Source organism: Sulfitobacter sp. HNIBRBA3233 (assembly GCF_040149665.1).
GTDB classification, from domain to species: Bacteria; Pseudomonadota; Alphaproteobacteria; order Rhodobacterales; family Rhodobacteraceae; genus Sulfitobacter; species Sulfitobacter marinivivus.
In genome coordinates this window covers 874984-892913 of the sequence record NZ_JBEFLP010000001.1, presented here as the reverse complement: position 1 = coordinate 892913, position 17930 = coordinate 874984, and the positions used below count along the sequence as shown (strand labels likewise).

Below are 17930 nucleotides of genomic sequence, written 5' to 3'. Positions count from 1 at the left end.
TTCCTAAAGCTTGGTGTTCAGCGAGGTGTCATCGGCTTTCGGGCGCGATTCCTCGGGTGCGGAGCCGGTGACAAGGTAGACGACCTGTTCGGCCATGGAGGTGCACAGATCGCCCATACGCTCGACGTTCTTGGCGATGAAATGCAGGTGCATACAGGCGGTGATGTTGCGCGGGTCTTCCAGCATGAAGGTCAGGAACTCGCGGAACAGCGCGTTGTACATCTGGTCGAGATCCTCGTCGCGCAGGATCACGTCCTGAGCCAGCTCCGCGTCGCGGCGGATATAGGCGTCGAGCGCATCCTTGAGCATCTCTTCGGTCAGTCGCGCCATACGGCGGATCGCGCCGGCACTGTCGTTAACCGCAGGCATCTGCGACAGGACCGACGTGCGCTTGGCCATGTTCTTTGCGTAGTCGCCGATGCGCTCGAGGTTCGCGCTGATCTTGATGACGCTCAGGATCACCCGCAGGTCGATCGCCGTGGGCGCGCGTAGCGCGATGACACGGGCCGCCTGTTCGTTGATGTCCAGTTCAAGCTGGTCGATGGCCTTGTCAGCCGCGCGCACTTTTTCGGCCAGCGGCTCGTCGCGTGTTTCGAGGCTTTTGGCGGCCTGCCGGATCGCATCTTCGACCAGCCCGCCCATTTTCATGATCTGGGCCTGTACCTTTTCGAGGTCTCTGTCGAAGGCGGAAGCAATGTGTTGGTCCTGCATGATGTCAACCGATCCTTCCGGTGATGTAGCTTTCTGTGCGGGGATCTTCGGGGGTGGTAAAGATCTTGTCGGTCTCGTCGTATTCCACGAGGCTGCCGAGGTGGAAGAAGGCCGTGCGCTGGCTGACCCGTGCGGCCTGCTGCATGGAGTGGGTCACGATCACCACCGAATAGTTGCGCCGCAACTCGTCGATCAGCTCTTCGACTTGCGCGGTCGCGATGGGATCGAGCGCCGAGCACGGCTCGTCCATCAGCAGCACTTCGGGTTCGGTCGCCACCGCACGGGCGATGCACAGGCGCTGCTGCTGCCCGCCGGACAGGCCGGTACCGGGGGCCTGAAGCCTGTCCTTCACCTCGTCCCAGATCGCGCCGCGGCGCAGGGCGCGTTCAACGATATCGTCCAGATCGGCCTTGTTCTTGGCAAGGCCGTGGATCCGCGGCCCGTAGGCCACATTGTCGTAGATCGACTTTGGAAACGGGTTGGGTTTCTGGAACACCATGCCGACCTTGGCGCGCAGTTGCACCGGATCGACCTTGGGGTCGTAGATATCCTCGCCGTCGATTTCGATGTCGCCCTCGATGCGCGCGATGTCGATGGTATCGTTCATGCGGTTCAGGCAGCGCAGGAAGGTAGATTTCCCGCAGCCCGAAGGCCCGATAAAGGCGGTGACGGTCTTGTCCTCGATCTCGACGCTGACGTCCTTGATCGCGTGATTCTCGCCATAGTAGACCTGCACATTGCGGGCCGAGATTTTAGATTTTGCGGCCACGTAAGCCTCCGGTTCTTGTGTGATGTCGAACATTGCCTACCCTTTTTACCAGCGGCGTTCAAAGCGGCGGCGCAGCAGGACGGCGATGGCGTTCATGGTGATGAGGAAGACGAGAAGAATGATGATCCCGCCCCATGCGCGTTCGTAGAAGGCGGGGTCCGCGCGCTTGGCCCATTCGTAGATCTGCGCGGGCATCGCCGAATTCGGGCTGAGCAGCCCTTCGGAGATGCTGTCGGGCCCGTTCGAGGCGATAAAGCCCACCATCCCGATCAACAGCAGCGGCGCGGTCTCGCCCAGTGCCTGCGCAAGGCCGATGATCGTGCCGGTCAGAATGCCCGGTGCGGCTAGCGGCAGAACGTGGTGGAACACCGATTGCATCTTGGACGCCCCTACTCCGAGTGCCGCGGCACGGATCGACGGCGGCACCGATTTCAGCGAGGCGCGCGTTGAGATGATGATGGTCGGCAGGGTCATCAGCGTCAGGACCAACCCGCCCACCAGCGGGGCGGAGTTCGGCAGGTGCATGTAGTTGATGAACACCGCAAGACCCAGAATACCGAACACGATGGACGGCACCGCCGCGAGGTTCGAGATATTCACCTCGATGATATCGGTGAAGATGTTCTTGGGCGCGAATTCCTCAAGGTAGATCGAGGCCGCCACGCCGATGGGCAGCGCCAGCACCAGAACCACCAGCATCATGAAAAGCGACCCGACCATGCTGACGCCCATGCCTGCCGCCTCGGGCCGCGCGTCGGAGGCGTCGGCGCCGGTGATGAACGCAAGGTTGAACTTCTTCTCCAGCGATCCGGCGGCACGCATCTGGTCCACCAGATCAAGCTGTGCGGCGTTGATGTTGCTGTCGTTGGCGATGCTTTCGCGGGTCACCCGCCCCTTGAGGTATCCGTCGACACGCCCCGACGCGAGAAAGTCGAAACGCACCGTCTGGCCGATCAGCGACGGGTCGGCCAGCACACGGTCGCGCATCTGCGCCTCGGCCCCGTCGGACAGGATGTCGGTCATGTCCTTCGGTGACAGCTCGGTCTCGATGCTGCTGTTGGCGACCAGCGTTTCGAAGGCATCGGCCAGCAGGGGTTTGTAGCCAAAGGTCGACACCTTCTTGATGTCGTCGAGGTTCCGCTCGCCATTCTTGTCGAGACGCGATTCTTCCAGCGTCACCTCCAGCGTCAGATAGGTCTGCTGGAATGCGCCGGTGCCGCGGCTGATGATCGTGGTCAGCAGCACCAGCAGCATGATCAGGCCGATGCCGATGGCGGCAAGGCCGTAGAGCTTGAACCGGCTTTCGGCCTTGTTGCGTTTGCGCGTGCGGGCGTCCTGGCGCAGCAGCGATGTGCCGCGCGGGTCCGCCTGAGGCGCTGCGGGGTTCGGGATATCGGTCATTCGTACTGCTCCCGGTATTTGCGCACGATATAAAGCGCCAGAACGTTCAGCCCCAGCGTCAGGACAAAGAGGGTCAGGCCAAGGGCGAAGGCCACCAGCGTTTCGGGGCTGGCGAAATCGGTATCGCCCGTCAGCTGGCTGACGATGCGGGTGGTGATGGTTGTCATCGCCTCGAACGGGTTGCCCGAGAACCGCGCGATGGCCCCTGCCCCGAGAACCACGATCATCGTCTCGCCGATGGCGCGGCTTGCGGCCAGCAGGATCGCCCCGACGATGCCCGGCAGGGCCGCGGGCAGCACAACCTGCCGGATCGTTTCGGACGGGGTCGCGCCAAGGCCGTAGGAGCCGTCGCGCAGGCTTTGCGGGACGGCATTGATGATGTCGTCGGACAGCGAGGATACGAAGGGGATCAGCATGATGCCCATGACCAGACCGGCGGTCATCACCGCAGTCGCACCGGCCATCAGCGGATCGCCCCCGCGCATCCCCTCAAGGCTGAGAACACCGCCTGCCCCGAATACATCGACGAGGAAGGGCCCCACCGTCAGCAGAGCGAACAGACCGTAGACGATGGTCGGGATGCCCGCGAGAATTTCAAGCAACGGCTTGGCAATGGCACGCAGTTTCGGACCCGCATACTCGCTGAGATAGATCGCGGCGAAGAGCCCGATGGGCACGGCGACCAGAAGCGCGATGACAGAGATATAGAGCGTGCCCCAGAGCAGCGGCAGGATCGACAGATCACTGTTGCCCCGGAAGTTCGGCGCCCATTCCCCTCCGAAGAAGAAATCCTGCCACGGATGCAGTCTGAAGAAATTCGCGGTCTCGAACACCATCGACAGCACGATCCCCACCGTCGTCAGCACCGCGATAGACGCCGCGACAGCCAGCAGCGCCAGCACCGCGCGTTCAACCGTGTTGCGGGCCCGGAACGCCGGATCGGCCGCACGCACCGCCAGCAGCAGGCCCAGAAGCGCCAGAACGATGACCACGGCCGCGCGGATGATGTCGTATCGTGCGTCCAGCGCGCGGGATTTTTCGGCGGCGGCCAGAACGAAGGGTTCGACCTCTGATCCCAGCGCCACGCCCACGGTCTGGAGCGTGCCGCGCAGGCTCGACGGGTCATCGCGCAGTGCTGCGATCGCTTCGGCGTCCAGCACATCCTGTTCGACGGCGCGGTCCAGCCCGTCTGCCACCCGCGCCACATCGCTCAGCACCAGCGACGTGCGGCCCGTGTCGGCGGCGACATCGGCGGGCAGCAGCGGCATCACCGCATTCTGGATCAGCATCGGCTGAGCCAGAAGCCAGATGACCAGCACGCCGAGTGCCGGCACCGCGGCGGCCATGGCAGCGGTCATGCCGTAGTAGTTGGGCAGTGAGTGCAGTTTGCGCGCGTCCCCGCCCGCACGGGCAATCGCGCGCCTGCGGGCAAGGACGTATCCCAGAACCGCAAGTGCCAGGACGATCAGCACGACGACGGTAGGATTGCCGAGAGAATTGAAATTCATAAGTGCTCCGCCGGTTGTCCGGCGCCAGAGTGACTGAAAGGGCCGCCTTTTGCAAAGCGGCCCTGTCTTATTTTTTCAAAGGGCGGCTGCGATCAGGAACCGCCGCCGATGACTGCTTCTTCCGCAACGGTTTCCTGCGTGGCGGCAAGTTCGGGATCGGACACGAGGCCGTATTCGGCCAGCGGGCCGTCGGGGCCTGCAATCTCGTCCGCCACGAAGAACTCGGCGAATTCCTTCAGGCCGGGGATGACGCCGATGTGCGCTTTCTTGACATAGAAGAACAGAGGGCGCGAGACAGGATAATCGCCCGACGCGATGGTTTCGGTTGTCGGTTCGACGCCGCCCATGGTCGCGACTTTCAGCTTGTCTGTGTTGTTCTCGAAGAACGACAGGCCGAAGACGCCCAGACCCTGCTTGTTGCTATCAATGCGCGCCAGCGTTTCGGTGTAGTCGCCGTCGATGTCCACGGATTTGCCGTCGGTGCGCACAGCCATGCAGGCTTCTTCTGCGGCATCTTCATTCATGCCCATGTCCAGCATCGACCGAAGCGCGCCGGTGTCTTCGCAGCCCTGCAAAAGGACCTTTTCTTCAAAGACTTCGCGCGTGCCGTGCTTGGTGCCGGGGATGAATGTCGCGATATCCACATCCGGCAGATCGGCGTTGACCTCGGCCCAGTTCATGTTCGGGTTGGCCTTCATCTCGCCGTCCATCGGCAGTTCGGCGGCCAGCGCGGTGTACCAGTCGGCTGGTTCGAAGGCGGTGAATTCGGGACCGTTGATCTGGCTGGCGAAAACGATGCCGTCATAGCCGATGCGCACTTCGATGATGTCTGTGACACCGTTTTCCGCACATGCGGCGACTTCATTTTCGCGGATCTGGCGCGATGCGTTGGCGATGTCGACCGTGTTTTCGCCCACGCCTTCGCAGAACCGCTTGAGACCGGCGGAGGATCCACCCGACTCGACGACCGGTGTCGGGAAGTCGAAGTTCTCGCCGAAGGCTTCGGCCACGATCGAGGCGTAGGGCAGCACGGTGGAAGAACCGGCAACCTGCACCTGATCACGTGCGGCTGCGGCGGTTGCGGAAGCGGCGGCAATCGCCAGCGCGGAAGTTGTGAGTTTCGCGAAAGACATGGAGTCTCCTGTCAGCAGTCATTTGCAATCACCCCCATGGTGATCTTGGCCTCCGTCTACGGGGCCGCTGCTGAGGTTTTGTGACAGTTACGTTACAGTTTTATGACAGTGGCGGTTTTCGGGCGGCAAGTCGCCGGCGCGCGGTCACTCAAGCGGCAAAAGAACAATGAATTCAGCGCCTTTCCCCAGTTCGGACTGGACCTTCAGACGCCCGCGGTGGCGGTTGAGGATGTGTTTGACGATGGCCAGACCCAGCCCCGTGCCGCCCAGGGCACGGCTTCTGTGACTGTCGGCGCGGTAGAATCTCTCGGTCAGGCGCGGCAGGTGCTGCGCGTCGATGCCCGGCCCCTCGTCGCGCACGCTGATCCGGCAGCCGGGCGCGCGCAGCGCGTCGATCCGGTCGGCGGTGGCAAGGGTGATGTGTACGGTCTTGCCCTCGCCCCCGTATTTGATCGCGTTCTCGATCAGATTCGTCAGCACCTGCTGCAACTGGTCCGCATCGCCCGGCACGGTTACGGGATCGTCCGGTATCTGCGGGCGGAGCGTCACATCCGTCTCTACCGCCAGCGGATTGAGGTTGCGCAGGGTGCTGGTCAGCACGGCTTTCAGATCGACCTTGTCGGTGGGCCGTACCCGCTCCTGCGCCTCGACGCGGCTGAGCGACAGAAGATCCCCGACCAGCCGGTTCATCCGCTCCGCCTCGTGGGTCATGATGCCCAGAAACCGCTCGCGCGCGGCCGCATCATCGCGCGCAGGACCGCGCAGCGTTTCGATAAAGCCCATGAGCGCGGTCAGCGGCGTGCGCAGCTCGTGGCTGACATTGGCGACGAAATCACGGCGCATCTGTCCGGCGGCGGCGACATGGGTCACATCCTGGAATGTCAGCAGGGCGACCTCGGCGGTTGCGATCCGCCGGACCGCAACCTCATAGGTGGCGTCCTGACCGTTTTCGCGCGTCAGGAACTGCGCTGCCGCACTGGCCTTGCCGCTCAGGCACAGCTCCACCGCTTCGACGACCGAGGGTTGGCGCAACACGGTGATGAAGTGTCGCCCCACGGCGAATGGCCCCAGCAGCGCCTGTGCGGCATCGTTGATCGCTATGATCCGTTCGCTGCCGTCGATGGCGACCGCCGGCAGCGGCAGCGCCGCGATGGTTTCGGTGACCGGCAGCGCGGCTGTCATGCACTAGACCTCGCGCAGCCCCTTGGCAAAGCGCGCGGCGTTTTGCTGGTAGTGGAGCGCGCTCATCTCGAGCGCCTTGATCGCCTTGTCGTCAAGCTGGCGCACCACCTTGGCGGGGGCACCCATCACGAGCGACCCGTCGGGAATTTCCTTGCCTTCGGTAACTAGGGCCCCTGCCCCGACGAGGCAATTCTTGCCGATGCGCGCACCGTTCAGAATCGTCGCGCCCATGCCGATCAGGCTGTTGTCGCCGATGGTACAGCCGTGCAGCATGACCTTGTGACCAATGGTGCACCCCGTCCCGACAGTCAGCGGAAAACCTATATCGGTGTGAAATACGCAGTTTTCCTGCACGTTCGATCCTTCGCCCACCTCGATCAGCTCGCCATCGCCGCGCAGGGTGGCACTGAACCAGACCGAGGTTTTGGGATGCAGGATCACGTTCCCGATGACATTGGCGTCCGGGGCGACCCATGCGCTGGCATCGATGCGCGGGGTCTGATCGTCGAGGGCGTAAAGGGTCATGACAAATCCTCAAATTCGGTTTGCAGGCGTCGCACGTGGTCGGCCAGTCCGGGCTGCTGGCTGCGTTGCAGCCGCTCGGCGCGGATGATGGTTTTCAGTCGCTCTTCGGTCTGGTCCAGATCGTCGTTGATCAAGACGTATTCGTAGGCTTCCCAGTGGCTGATCTCATCCCAGCTTTTCTTCATCCGTTTGGCAATGGTCGCCGGGGTGTCCTGCCCGCGATCTACCAGACGGCGGTGCAATTCGGCGATCGAGGGCGGCAACAGGAAGATCGACAGCGTGTGGTCGCGCAGGCTGGAGCCGCGGATCTGCTGGGCGCCCTGCCAGTCGATGTCAAAGAGCACATCACGCCCCGCTTCGATGGCGGCCTGCACCGGCGCGCGCGGCGATCCGTAGGAGTTGCCGAAGACATGCGCATGTTCCAGCATCTCGTTGTCTTTCACCCATTCGCGGAACTGGGCCTGCGACGCGAATATGTAATCCTTGCCGTCGACCTCGCCGGGGCGCGGATCGCGGGTGGTGGCCGAAACCGAGAATTGCAGCGTCTCGTCCCATGCCATCAGCCGTCGCGCCAGCGTGCTTTTCCCCGCACCCGACGGAGAGCTGAGGATGATGAGCAGGCCGCGCCTGTTGGCAAGAGTGGTTGTCATGTCTTATTCCACATTCTGGATCTGTTCGCGCAACTGGTCGATCACCGCTTTCAGCGACAGCCCCACACGGGTCAGCGCGGCGTTTTGCGATTTCGAACAGAGCGTGTTGGCCTCGCGGTTGAATTCCTGCATCAGGAAATCGAGCTTGCGGCCCACCGGACCGTCCGCATTCAGCAGTGCGCGGGCGGCATCGACGTGGGCGTGAAGCCGGTCGATCTCTTCGGTGATGTCGGATTTCACGGCCAGCAGCGCGAGTTCCTGTTCGACACGGGCCTCGTCCACGGTTTCCACCGCCTCCACGATGCGCGCGAGGTTGCGGCGCAGGGTCTCTGCCGTCTGCGCCTCGCGCGCGCGGGCCAGTTCGGCCGCCTCTTTCGTCAGGGATGCGATCTGGTCCAGCTGGTCCGCGACGACAGCGTGCAATGCCGCCCCTTCCGCCGCCCGCATCGTGTTAAAATCGGTCAGAACACGCGGGAATTCCTCAAGCAGCGTCGCGGCCAGCGCGTCATTGTCATCGCTGCCCTGGCTTTGTTCCAGCACGCCGCGCATCGCGACGATGTCGCTGGCCGTCGAGGGCGCCAGGGAAACGCCCGCCGTCATCGCCGCGTTCTCGATCCGCGCCATGGCGGACAGGATTGCGTCGAGCTGCCCCTCGTTCACGGCAAGCGTGCCTTGCGTCTCTTCGCGGGTGACCCGCAGGCCCAGCGTGACATTGCCGCGCGCCACACCGGCACCGAGCGCCTTGCGCAGGCCGGTTTCCAGCCCCGGGATCCAGTCGGGCACACGGATCCGCAGATCCAGCCCCTTACCGTTGACCGAACGCAGCTCCCACGTCCAGCTATGGGCGCCCGCCGCGCCGTTCAGCGTGGCAAATCCAGTCATGGATCGGATCATCTGCGCGCCTTTCCGCTTATCTGTCCGCGTTTGAATACGGGGTTTATTGCGCTTTCCGCAACCCGAAACCGCGCTCCGGCGCGGCCTGTCCTGCGCCTGCGGCGTTAACTAAAGTGTCAGAATTTTGAAAAGAATAAGGCGAAGTTTGTTAGAAATAAGACAAGCGCCGGAACAGTCTTGCATCGCGCTTTCGCCCGTAACGTGTGCGGGGATGCCGGTTGGCGGCGGCACAGCACTGACAATGGAGAATGTGGGAAGCGGTCCGATGGACAACAATCGTGAAACAGCGCACAATGTAATCGACATGACGGATTTCCAGCCTCACAGAGATTTCGCGCCCCTCGCGCAGGTTGAAGCCTACTGGGAGGCGTTGCGCAACGGGCGCGACATGCCCCGGCGTGCCGAGATTGATCCGCGAGGCATCGAAACCGCGCTCGAGAACGCTTTCATCCTTGAACGTGTCGCCCCCGGACTGGCCCGTCTGCGCATTGCGGGAAGCCACCTGCACGACATCATGGGAATGGAGGTGCGCGGGATGCCGCTGACGTCCTTCTTCGCCGGTCCCGTGCGTGACCGGATCGGCCAGCTTCTGGAAGAGGTGTTTCAGGCCCCTGCCCTCGCCGAAATCGCGCTGAAGTCGGCGGCGAAAGCGGGCCGCGAGGTGCAGGAGGCGCGGATGCTGCTGCTGCCGCTGCGCAGCGATCTAGGCGATGTCAGCCGGATTTTGGGATGTATGGTGGCGCGCGCGCCGCTTGGCGATTGCCCCCCCGACTATGTCGTGGAAGACATCCACCTTCGCCCCATCGACGCCGACGGCCATCCGGTGGCAGAGCCGGCGCCGCAGCGCAGCCCCTCCGGGGCCGAGAGCGGGAACGGCGGTTTCTCGGATCCTTCGGGCCGGTTCGACCACAAGCCGGGCGACAAGCGGCCACCGTACCTGCGGCTGGTCAAAAGCGATCCAGAATAGCGGCAGACCGGCCCCCGTCGGGAGCCGGTCGCCGGATGCCCTACCGGTTCACCCGGCGGCTTGCGATGCGCTGTCGGCGCGCCGCGCCTGAAGCTCTTCGGCCACCAGAAATGCCAGTTCGAGCGATTGGCTGGCATTCAGGCGTGGGTCGCAGGCGGTGTGGTAGCGATCCGACAGGTCCTCGTCCGAGACCGCGCGCACGCCACCGGTGCATTCGGTCACATCCTGCCCTGTCATCTCGAAATGGACGCCGCCGGGGATCGTGCCCTCGCTGGCGTGCACCGCGAAAAACTCGCGGACTTCGCGCAGGACCGAGTCGAAGGGCCGGGTCTTGTAGCCCGAGGACGACTTGATCGTATTGCCGTGCATCGCGTCGCAGGTCCACACGACGTTGGCCCCTTCCTCGCGCACCGCCTTGATCAGGCGCGGCAGGTGATCGCCCACCGCTCCCGCGCCGAAGCGCGCGATCAGTGTCAACCGCCCCGCTTCGTTTTCGGGGTTCAGTTTTTCCATCAGGCGCTTGAGGTCGTCGACCTCCATCGAGGGGCCGCATTTCAGACCGATCGGGTTTTGCACGCCCGAGGCGAATTCCACATGCGCCCCGTCAGGCTGGCGCGTGCGGTCCCCGATCCAGATCATGTGGCCCGAGCCTGCCAGCCATTTGCCGGTTTCGGCTTCCCGACGGCACAGCGCCTCTTCGTATTCCAGCAGCAGCGATTCATGGCTGGTGTAGAATTCGACCGACTGAAGCGTGTGCGCGGTGTCCGAATTGACCCCTGCGGCCGACATGAAATCGAGCGTGTCCGAGATGCGGCTGGCCACTTCGCGGTATTTCGCGGCCTTTTCGCCATCTGTAAATCCCAGCGTCCAGCCGTGCACCTTGTGCACATCCGCATAACCGCCCGTGGAAAAGGCGCGCAGCAGGTTCAGCGTGGCGGCGGCCTGCGTATAGGCGCGCAGCATGTTCTGGGGATTGGGGATCCGCGATTCCGGTGTGAAATTCAGATCGTTGATGATGTCGCCGCGGTAGCTGGGCAGCTCCACGCCGTCGACGACCTCCGTGGGGGCCGAGCGTGGCTTGGCGAATTGCCCCGCCATGCGACCGACCTTGATCACCGGCACCTTCGCGCCGTGGGTCAGCACGATGGCCATTTGCAGCATCACCTTGAAGGTGTCGCGGATCATGTCGGACGAGAACTGCTCGAAGCTTTCCGCGCAATCGCCCCCTTGCAGAACAAAGGCCTCTCCGCGTCCGGCAGCGGCCAGATGCTTGCGCAGGCGACGGGCCTCTCCGGCAAAGACCAGAACGGGATATCGCGACAGCTGCGCCTCGACCGCCTGCAAGGCGTCCTGATCGGGATAGTCGGGCATCTGGATCCGTGGCTTGCTGCGCCAGCTTGATTTGGTCCATGTGGTCATTGTCGCGTCTCCGGTAACAGGTGCCTGCGCGCGCAGCGGCGCACGTCGGCATGGCTAGGCCCCAAGTCATACAAAACCTTGATGGATCATACCATGGTCCAATTTGTACGCTTGACCTTGACCTTGGCTGTGGGCTTATGAACAACTCGTGCGCATATCGACGCCCCCGGCCCGAAGGGATCCTGCACCATGGCAAGCCAAGCTCACGCGCAACGCATCCCCAAAGACCTCGACAAACCACGCCGCTTTGTCTTCGTGCTGCTCAACAACTTCAGCCTGCTGTGTTTTTCGACCGCGATCGAGAGCCTTCGGATCGCAAACCGCATGGCGGGCCGCACGATCTATGAATGGAAGATCATCGGCGAAGGGGGCGAAAGTGCCGCCTGTTCTGCCGGGACCGTATTTCAGCTGGACGATGATCTGGGCGATCTGGGCCGCGAGGACACGGTGTTGGTGTGTTCGGGGATCGACGTGCAGGACGCGACCACAAAGAAGGTGCTGTCGTGGCTGCGCCGGGAGGCGCGCAAGGGTCTGATCATCGGCGGGCTGTGCACCGCCGCCTACACATTGGCCAAGGCGGGTCTTCTGGACGGGCGCCGCGCGACCATCCACTGGGAAAACCAGGACAGCTTTGCCGAGGAATTCGACGAGGTCATCCTGACCAAATCGGTGTTCGTGGTGGACAGCAACCGGATGACCACCGCGGGGGGCACGTCCTCCATTGATCTGATGCTCAAGATCATCGCCGAGGATCAGGACGAGGATCTGGCCAATGCGGTTGCCGACCAGTTGATCTACAGCTCGATCCGCACCGATCAGGATACACAGCGTCTGTCGGTGCCCACCCGCATCGGCGTGCGCCATCCCAAGCTGAGCCAGGTGATCCAGATCATGGAAAGCCACATCGAAGAGCCCATCAGCCCGTCGGTTCTGGCCAAGGACGTGGGCATGTCGACCCGCCAGCTTGAACGGCTGTTTCGCCGCTATCTCAACCGCTCGCCCAAGCGGTATTATATGGAGCTACGCCTGCAGAAAGCGCGCAACCTGCTGATGCAAACGGATATGAGCGTGATCAACGTGGCGCTGGCGTGCGGTTTTGCCTCGCCGTCGCATTTCTCGAAATGCTACCGCGCGCATTATGACACGACGCCCTACCGCGAACGCGGCAGCCACGCGGCGCGCCTGTCCATCTGATCCGCGACTGCCTATTTATCCGGCACGCCCCAAGCTTCCCCAAGGTCACCGGACGATCCGCACGAGGCGCCTTTTTGTAATTCCATTACAACGGGTTCGCGGCACCGGCTTGACCATAACTCTACCACAGGATGCATAAAAAACACCCTTCTCTTTTTGCCGCGCCCCGCTTAGGCTGGCGTCCGAACGTCAAGTTCCAACATGGGAGAAACACATGAAAAAGATGCTTCTGGCCACAACGGCCGCAGCACTGGTGGCCACGGGCGCCTACGCGGATGGCCACGCCAAAGAAGTCAAACTGGGTCTCGAATTCGGGTTTACCGGACCGATTGAATCGCTGACCGGCCCGATGGCCGCGGGCGCCGAGATGGCGATGAAGGAAGTCACCGACAGCGGCATGCTGCTCGACGGTGCAACCGTGACCCCGATGCGCGCGGATTCGGGCTGCATCGACAACGGTCTGGCCGTGTCGAACGCAGAGCGTCTGATCGCGGACGGTATCCATGGTCTGATCGGTGCGGACTGCTCCGGTGTGACCGGCGCCGTTCTCCAGAACGTCGCGATCCCCAACGGGATGGTCATGATCTCGCCCTCCGCGACATCGCCCGGCCTGACCACCATGGAAGACAACGGCCTGTTCTTCCGCACGTCCCCGTCGGATGCGCGTGAAGGCGAAGTCATGGCTGAAATCCTGATGGAGCGTGGCGTTGAATCCATCGCCCTGACCTACACCAACAACGACTACGGCAAGGGTCTGGCGGATGCGATCCAGTCCTCTTTCGAGGCCGCGGGCGGTGAAGTGACAATCGTTGCCGCGCACGAAGACGGCAAGGCCGACTACTCCGCCGAAGTGGGCGCGCTGGCGTCTGCCGGTGGGGATCTGCTGGTTGTTGCGGGCTACCTCGATCAGGGCGGTGCCGGCATCATCAAGGCCGCGCTTGACGCGGGTGCATGGGATACATTCGGTCTGCCCGGGGGCATGATCGGTGAGAACCTGCCCAAGACAATCGGTCCGGACCTCGACGGCTCCTACGGCCAGATCGCCGGTTCGCAGGGCAACGGCATCGAAACCTTCACGGCAATGGCCGAAGAAGCCGGTTTCGACGGCACCTCGCCCTACACGCCCGAAGCCTATGATGCGGCAGCGCTCTTCCTGCTGGCGATGCAGGCTGCCGGCTCCATGGATCCGGCGGATTACAAGGACAAGATCCTCGAGGTGGCCAACGCCCCCGGCGAGAAGATCTATCCCGGTGAGCTGGGCAAGGCGCTTGAGCTGATCAAGAACGGCACCGATGTCGACTATGTCGGCGCATCGGCGGTCGAGCTGATCGGACCGGGCGAATCCGCAGGCACCTACCGCATGATCGAAGTGCGCGACGGCAAGAACGAAACTATCGGTTTCAAATAAGTCCGACCGCTTCGGCGGCACGAAAAGAAACAGCCCGGGCGCGTCCCGGGCTGTTTCCATAACAAGACAGCCGCGCAAAGACGCGGATCTACGGGGATGGCACATATGATCGTCGTTGACGACCTACACAAACACTTCGGCGGATTCCACGCCGTCGACGGCGCGAGCCTGACGATCGAACAGGGGTCGATCACCGGCTTGATCGGTCCGAACGGTGCCGGAAAAACAACTCTTTTCAACGTGATCGCGGGCGTTCTCAAACCGACGTCGGGGCGCGTGACGATGGCCGGGGAGAATATCACCGGCCTGCCGCCGCACACGTTGTTTCACAAGGGGTTGCTGCGCACCTTCCAGATCGCCCACGAGTTTCATTCGATGACCTGCCGCGAGAACCTGATGATGGTGCCCGGCGGGCAATCCGGCGAGAGCCTGTGGAACACATGGTTCGGTCGCAAGCGGATCGCCAACGAGGAACGTGCGCTGGCCGCCCGTGCCGACGAAGTGCTGGAGTTTCTGACCATCTCGCATCTGGCGGACCAGAAGGCGGGCCAGATCTCGGGCGGGCAGAAAAAGCTGCTGGAACTGGGACGCACCATGATGGTCGACGCCAAGATCGTGTTTCTCGACGAAGTCGGCGCGGGCGTGAACCGCACCCTTCTGAACACCATCGGCGACGCGATCCTGCGGCTGAACAAGGAGCGCGGATATACCTTTGTCGTGATCGAACACGACATGGATTTCATCGGCAGGCTTTGTGATCCGGTCATCTGCATGGCCGAGGGCCGCGTGCTGGCCACCGGCACGCTGGACGAGATCAAGGCCAATGAACAGGTGATCGAGGCCTATCTGGGCACCGGTCTGAAGAACAAGGCGCAGGTGGGCGCATGAACGGCGAGACATATTGGGGCTCTGCCCCAAACCCCGGAGTTTTCCGGCAAAATGAAGAACGGGGGACACCGCATGAGTGAGCCTTACAGCGATCGCGGAAACAAGGATGTTTCCGTCGCCAATCCGAAGGGACAGGGATCGGTCATCCCGAAGGGAACCGGCCAGAGCCGCAAGAGCCCCGGCGGGCCGTTCCTGATCGGCGATACGATGACGGGCGGCTACGGCAAGGGCCCCGATATCCTGCACGACTGCACCATCGCCGTTGAACAGGGTGAAATCGCGGTGATCGTCGGCCCGAACGGGGCAGGCAAATCCACGGCGATGAAAGCGGTGTTCGGCATGCTCGACGTGCGGTCGGGGCATGTGAAGCTGGACGGTGAGGATATCACCGGGCTGAGCCCGCAGGACCGTGTTGCCAAGGGCATGGGCTTCGTGCCGCAGACATCGAATATCTTTACCTCGATGACCGTCGAGGAAAATCTGGAAATGGGCGCGTTCATCCGGCGCGATGATTTCCGCGAAACCATGGCGCAGGTCTATGACCTGTTTCCGATCCTCAAGGACAAGCGCCATCAGGCCGCGGGCGAATTGTCGGGCGGTCAGCGCCAGCAGGTCGCCGTGGGCCGTGCGCTGATGACCAAGCCGAAGGTGCTGATGCTGGACGAGCCGACGGCGGGTGTGTCGCCCATCGTGATGGACGAGCTTTTCGACCGGATCATCGAGGTCGCGCGCACGGGCATTCCAATCCTGATGGTCGAGCAGAACGCGCGGCAGGCGCTGGAGATCGCCGACAAGGGCTATGTGCTGGTGCAGGGCCGCAATGCCTATACGGGGACCGGCAAGGAACTGCTGGCCGATCCGGACGTGCGCAAAAGTTTCCTGGGGGGCTGACATGGAATTTCTCAACGCCATCGTGGCGCTTGCCAACTACGTTCTGATCCCCGGCATCGCCTACGGCAGCCAGCTGGCGCTCGGGGCGCTGGGGGTGACGCTGGTCTACGGTATCCTGCGGTTTTCGAACTTCGCGCATGGGGATACGATGGCCTTTGGCACGATGATCGTGATCCTGCTGACCTGGGCCTTGCAAAGCACAGGCTTCAATCTGGGGCCGCTGCCCACGGCACTCGTCGCCCTGCCCCTCGGGATACTGGGCTGCATCCTTCTGGTGCTGTTGACCGACCGGTTGGTCTATCGGTTCTACCGCGAGCAGAAGGCCAAGCCGGTGATCCTTGTCATCGTGTCGATGGGGGTGATGTTCGTGATGAACGGCATCGTGCGTTTCATCATCGGGCCCGACGACCAAAGCTTTGCCGATGGCGAGCGGTTTATCATTTCAGCGCGTGATTTCAAGACGTTGACGGGTCTTGAGGAAGGGCTTGGCATTCGGACTACGCAATTGATCACGGTGGTGACGGCGATTGTGGTGGTGGCGCTGCTGTTTTGGTTTCTCAACAAGACGCGCGCGGGCAAATCCATGCGCGCCTATTCGGACAACGAGGATCTGGCGCTGCTGTCGGGCATCAACCCCGAGCGGGTCGTGATGATCACGTGGATCATCGTCGCCGCGCTGGCGACCATCGCGGGCACGCTCTATGGCCTCGACAAAAGCTTCAAGCCGTTCACCTATTTCCAGCTGCTGCTGCCGATCTTTGCCTCGGCGGTGGTGGGCGGCATCGGCAATCCGCTGGGCGCCATCGCGGGGGGCTTCGTGATCGCGTTTTCCGAGGTGACGATCACCTATGCGTGGAAAAAGGTTCTCGGCTACCTGATGCCTGAAAGCCTGGAGCCGTCGGGCCTCGTGCAGCTGATGTCCACCGATTATAAATTCGCCGTGAGCTTCGTGATCTTGCTGATCGTGCTGCTGTTCAAGCCCACCGGCCTCTTCAAAGGGCAGTCGACAACATGAGTGATACCCTCAGAAACACCCTGCTTTTCGCGCTCGTTTTCGGGCTGATCATCGTCTCCGGTTTCTTTCAGGGCTGGAACAACGCGATGTTCATCCTGAACATGGGGCTGATTTCGGCGATCATGTCGCTGGGCGTGAACCTGCAATGGGGCTTTGCCGGCCTGTTCAACGTGGGCGTCATGGGATTTGTGGCGCTCGGCGGTCTGGCGGCGGTGCTGATCGGGATGCCCGCCACGCCGGGCGCTTTCGGCGCGGGCGGCTGGGGCGTGATCGGCGCGCTGGTCCTTGGGGTGGCGACGATCCTTGCCGCTGTTCTTGCCTATCGGGGGATGTCACCGGGGCGGGCGCGCAGCCTTGCCATCATGGCGATCCTGATCTTCGGGTTCTTTGTGTTCCGCGGCCTGCTGGACCCCAGCGTGGAGGCGATCGAGGCGGTCAATCCCGCCGCGACCGGCTATCTGGGCGGCCTGAACCCCGGCACTGACGAGACCTACCGCGACAATGGCTGGATCATGCTGATCGCCTGGCCGGTGGGCGGGCTTTTTGCCGCGGGGGCCGCGTGGCTGATCGGCAAGGCGGCGCTTGGCCTGCGGTCGGATTATCTGGCGATTGCCACGCTCGGCATCGCGGAAATCATCATCGCGATGCTCAAGAACGAGGACTGGCTGACCCGCGGCGTGAAGAACGTGGTCGGCATCCCGCGGCCCGTTCCCTATGAGCTCGATCTCCAGAATTCGGCGGCATTCGTCGATCGCGCGGCGTCCTTGGGGTTCGACCCGGTCGAAGGCTCCACGATCTTTGTGAAGATCCTCTACGCGCTTTTGTTCGCCGCGGTCTTGCTGATCATCTTCTGGCTGAGCCACCGGGCGCTGCATTCGCCATGGGGGCGGATGCTGCGGGCCATTCGTGACAACGAAGTCGCCGCCGAGGCGATGGGCAAGGATGTCACCAAGCGGCATTTGCAGGTCTTCATCCTCGGCTCGGCTGTCTGCGGGATCGCGGGGGCGATGATGACCACGCTCGACAGCCAGTTGACGCCGGGCACCTACCAGCCGCTGCGCTTTACCTTCCTGATCTGGGTGATGGTGATCGTCGGCGGGTCGGGGAATAATCTGGGTGCGATCCTGGGCGGCTTTCTGATCTGGTTCCTGTGGGTTCAGGTCGAACCGATCGGTCTGTTCCTGATGGATATCATCACCGCAGGCATGGCCGAGGACAGCCCCCTCAAGGCCCATCTGATCGAGAGCGCCGCACAGATGCGGCTGATGACCATGGGTCTGATCATGATCCTTGTGCTCAGGTTCAGCCCGCGCGGATTGATCCCCGAGAAATAAGAAAACGGCAGGGCCTGCAAAGCCCTGCCGTTTCTGTCTGT

At 62.8% G+C, this 17930-nt stretch carries 17 protein-coding genes; 7 read left to right on the top strand and 10 right to left on the bottom strand.

Annotation, left to right across the window (positions count from 1 at the left end; genetic code table 11):
• Positions 1-3 precede the first annotated feature (3 nt).
• The 9 genes from phoU to ABMC89_RS04170 form a co-directional block, all read right to left on the bottom strand.
• Positions 4-711, bottom strand: a complete 708-nt coding sequence (gene phoU / locus ABMC89_RS04210) for a phosphate signaling complex protein PhoU (protein ID WP_349565506.1) — start codon at positions 709-711, stop codon at positions 4-6.
• Positions 712-715: 4 nt separating this feature from the next.
• On the bottom strand, positions 716-1513 hold the full coding sequence (pstB, locus tag ABMC89_RS04205) for a phosphate ABC transporter ATP-binding protein PstB (RefSeq protein ID WP_349565504.1): 798 nt from the start codon (positions 1511-1513) through the stop codon (positions 716-718).
• Between the two features lie 12 nt (positions 1514-1525).
• On the bottom strand, positions 1526-2881 hold the full coding sequence (gene pstA, locus ABMC89_RS04200; protein ID WP_349565502.1) for a phosphate ABC transporter permease PstA: 1356 nt from the start codon (positions 2879-2881) through the stop codon (positions 1526-1528).
• Positions 2878-4389, bottom strand: coding sequence for a phosphate ABC transporter permease subunit PstC (gene pstC, locus ABMC89_RS04195; protein WP_349565500.1), 1512 nt, complete (start codon positions 4387-4389; stop codon positions 2878-2880). Before pstC ends, pstA begins: the two co-directional genes overlap by 4 nt.
• Before the next feature lie 92 nt (positions 4390-4481).
• Positions 4482-5522, bottom strand: coding sequence for a substrate-binding domain-containing protein (locus ABMC89_RS04190; protein ID WP_349565498.1), 1041 nt, complete (start codon positions 5520-5522; stop codon positions 4482-4484).
• Positions 5523-5666: 144 nt separating this feature from the next.
• The gene (locus ABMC89_RS04185; protein ID WP_349565496.1) at positions 5667-6704 is read right to left on the bottom strand and encodes a sensor histidine kinase; all 1038 of its coding nucleotides are present in this window, start codon (positions 6702-6704) and stop codon (positions 5667-5669) included.
• Between the two features lie 3 nt (positions 6705-6707).
• The gene (locus ABMC89_RS04180) at positions 6708-7229 is read right to left on the bottom strand and encodes a gamma carbonic anhydrase family protein (protein WP_349565494.1); all 522 of its coding nucleotides are present in this window, start codon (positions 7227-7229) and stop codon (positions 6708-6710) included.
• Entirely contained in the window at positions 7226-7879 is a 654-nt protein-coding gene (gene gmk / locus ABMC89_RS04175) for a guanylate kinase (protein ID WP_349565492.1), read from the bottom strand. Before gmk ends, ABMC89_RS04180 begins: the two co-directional genes overlap by 4 nt.
• A 3-nt stretch (positions 7880-7882) precedes the next feature.
• Positions 7883-8773: a YicC/YloC family endoribonuclease gene (locus tag ABMC89_RS04170; protein ID WP_349565490.1), complete on the bottom strand. Its 891-nt coding sequence runs from the start codon at positions 8771-8773 to the stop codon at positions 7883-7885.
• Between the two features lie 265 nt (positions 8774-9038).
• Here ABMC89_RS04170 and ABMC89_RS04165 point away from each other — a divergent pair, with 265 nt between their 5' ends.
• Entirely contained in the window at positions 9039-9740 is a 702-nt protein-coding gene (locus ABMC89_RS04165; protein WP_349565488.1) for a PAS domain-containing protein, read from the top strand.
• Between the two features lie 48 nt (positions 9741-9788).
• Here ABMC89_RS04165 and ABMC89_RS04160 read toward each other — a convergent pair whose 3' ends face one another.
• The gene (locus tag ABMC89_RS04160) at positions 9789-11159 is read right to left on the bottom strand and encodes a class II 3-deoxy-7-phosphoheptulonate synthase (protein ID WP_349565486.1); all 1371 of its coding nucleotides are present in this window, start codon (positions 11157-11159) and stop codon (positions 9789-9791) included.
• A 189-nt stretch (positions 11160-11348) separates the two neighbouring features.
• On the opposite strand from ABMC89_RS04160, the gene ABMC89_RS04155 reads away from it, so the two are divergent.
• The 6 genes from ABMC89_RS04155 to ABMC89_RS04130 all read left to right on the top strand — a co-directional run bounded on the left by ABMC89_RS04155 (position 11349) and on the right by ABMC89_RS04130 (position 17889).
• Positions 11349-12353 carry a GlxA family transcriptional regulator gene (locus tag ABMC89_RS04155; RefSeq protein WP_349565484.1) on the top strand — a complete coding sequence of 335 codons (1005 nt, stop codon included), beginning with the start codon at positions 11349-11351 and terminating at the stop codon, positions 12351-12353.
• 214 nt (positions 12354-12567) lie between these two features.
• The gene (locus ABMC89_RS04150) at positions 12568-13761 is read left to right on the top strand and encodes an ABC transporter substrate-binding protein (RefSeq protein WP_349565482.1); all 1194 of its coding nucleotides are present in this window, start codon (positions 12568-12570) and stop codon (positions 13759-13761) included.
• Positions 13762-13866: 105 nt separating this feature from the next.
• Positions 13867-14649, top strand: a complete 783-nt coding sequence (locus tag ABMC89_RS04145) for an ABC transporter ATP-binding protein (RefSeq protein ID WP_349568511.1) — start codon at positions 13867-13869, stop codon at positions 14647-14649.
• 72 nt (positions 14650-14721) lie between these two features.
• A complete protein-coding gene (locus ABMC89_RS04140) occupies positions 14722-15540 on the top strand; it encodes an ABC transporter ATP-binding protein (RefSeq protein ID WP_349565480.1) in 819 nt (272 codons plus the stop codon).
• Position 15541: 1 nt separating this feature from the next.
• Positions 15542-16555 (top strand): branched-chain amino acid ABC transporter permease, encoded by a 1014-nt coding sequence (locus ABMC89_RS04135; RefSeq protein ID WP_349565478.1) that lies wholly within the window; start codon positions 15542-15544, stop codon positions 16553-16555.
• A complete protein-coding gene (locus tag ABMC89_RS04130) occupies positions 16552-17889 on the top strand; it encodes a branched-chain amino acid ABC transporter permease (protein ID WP_349565476.1) in 1338 nt (445 codons plus the stop codon). Before ABMC89_RS04135 ends, ABMC89_RS04130 begins: the two co-directional genes overlap by 4 nt.
• The last annotated feature ends 41 nt before the right edge of the window (positions 17890-17930 follow it).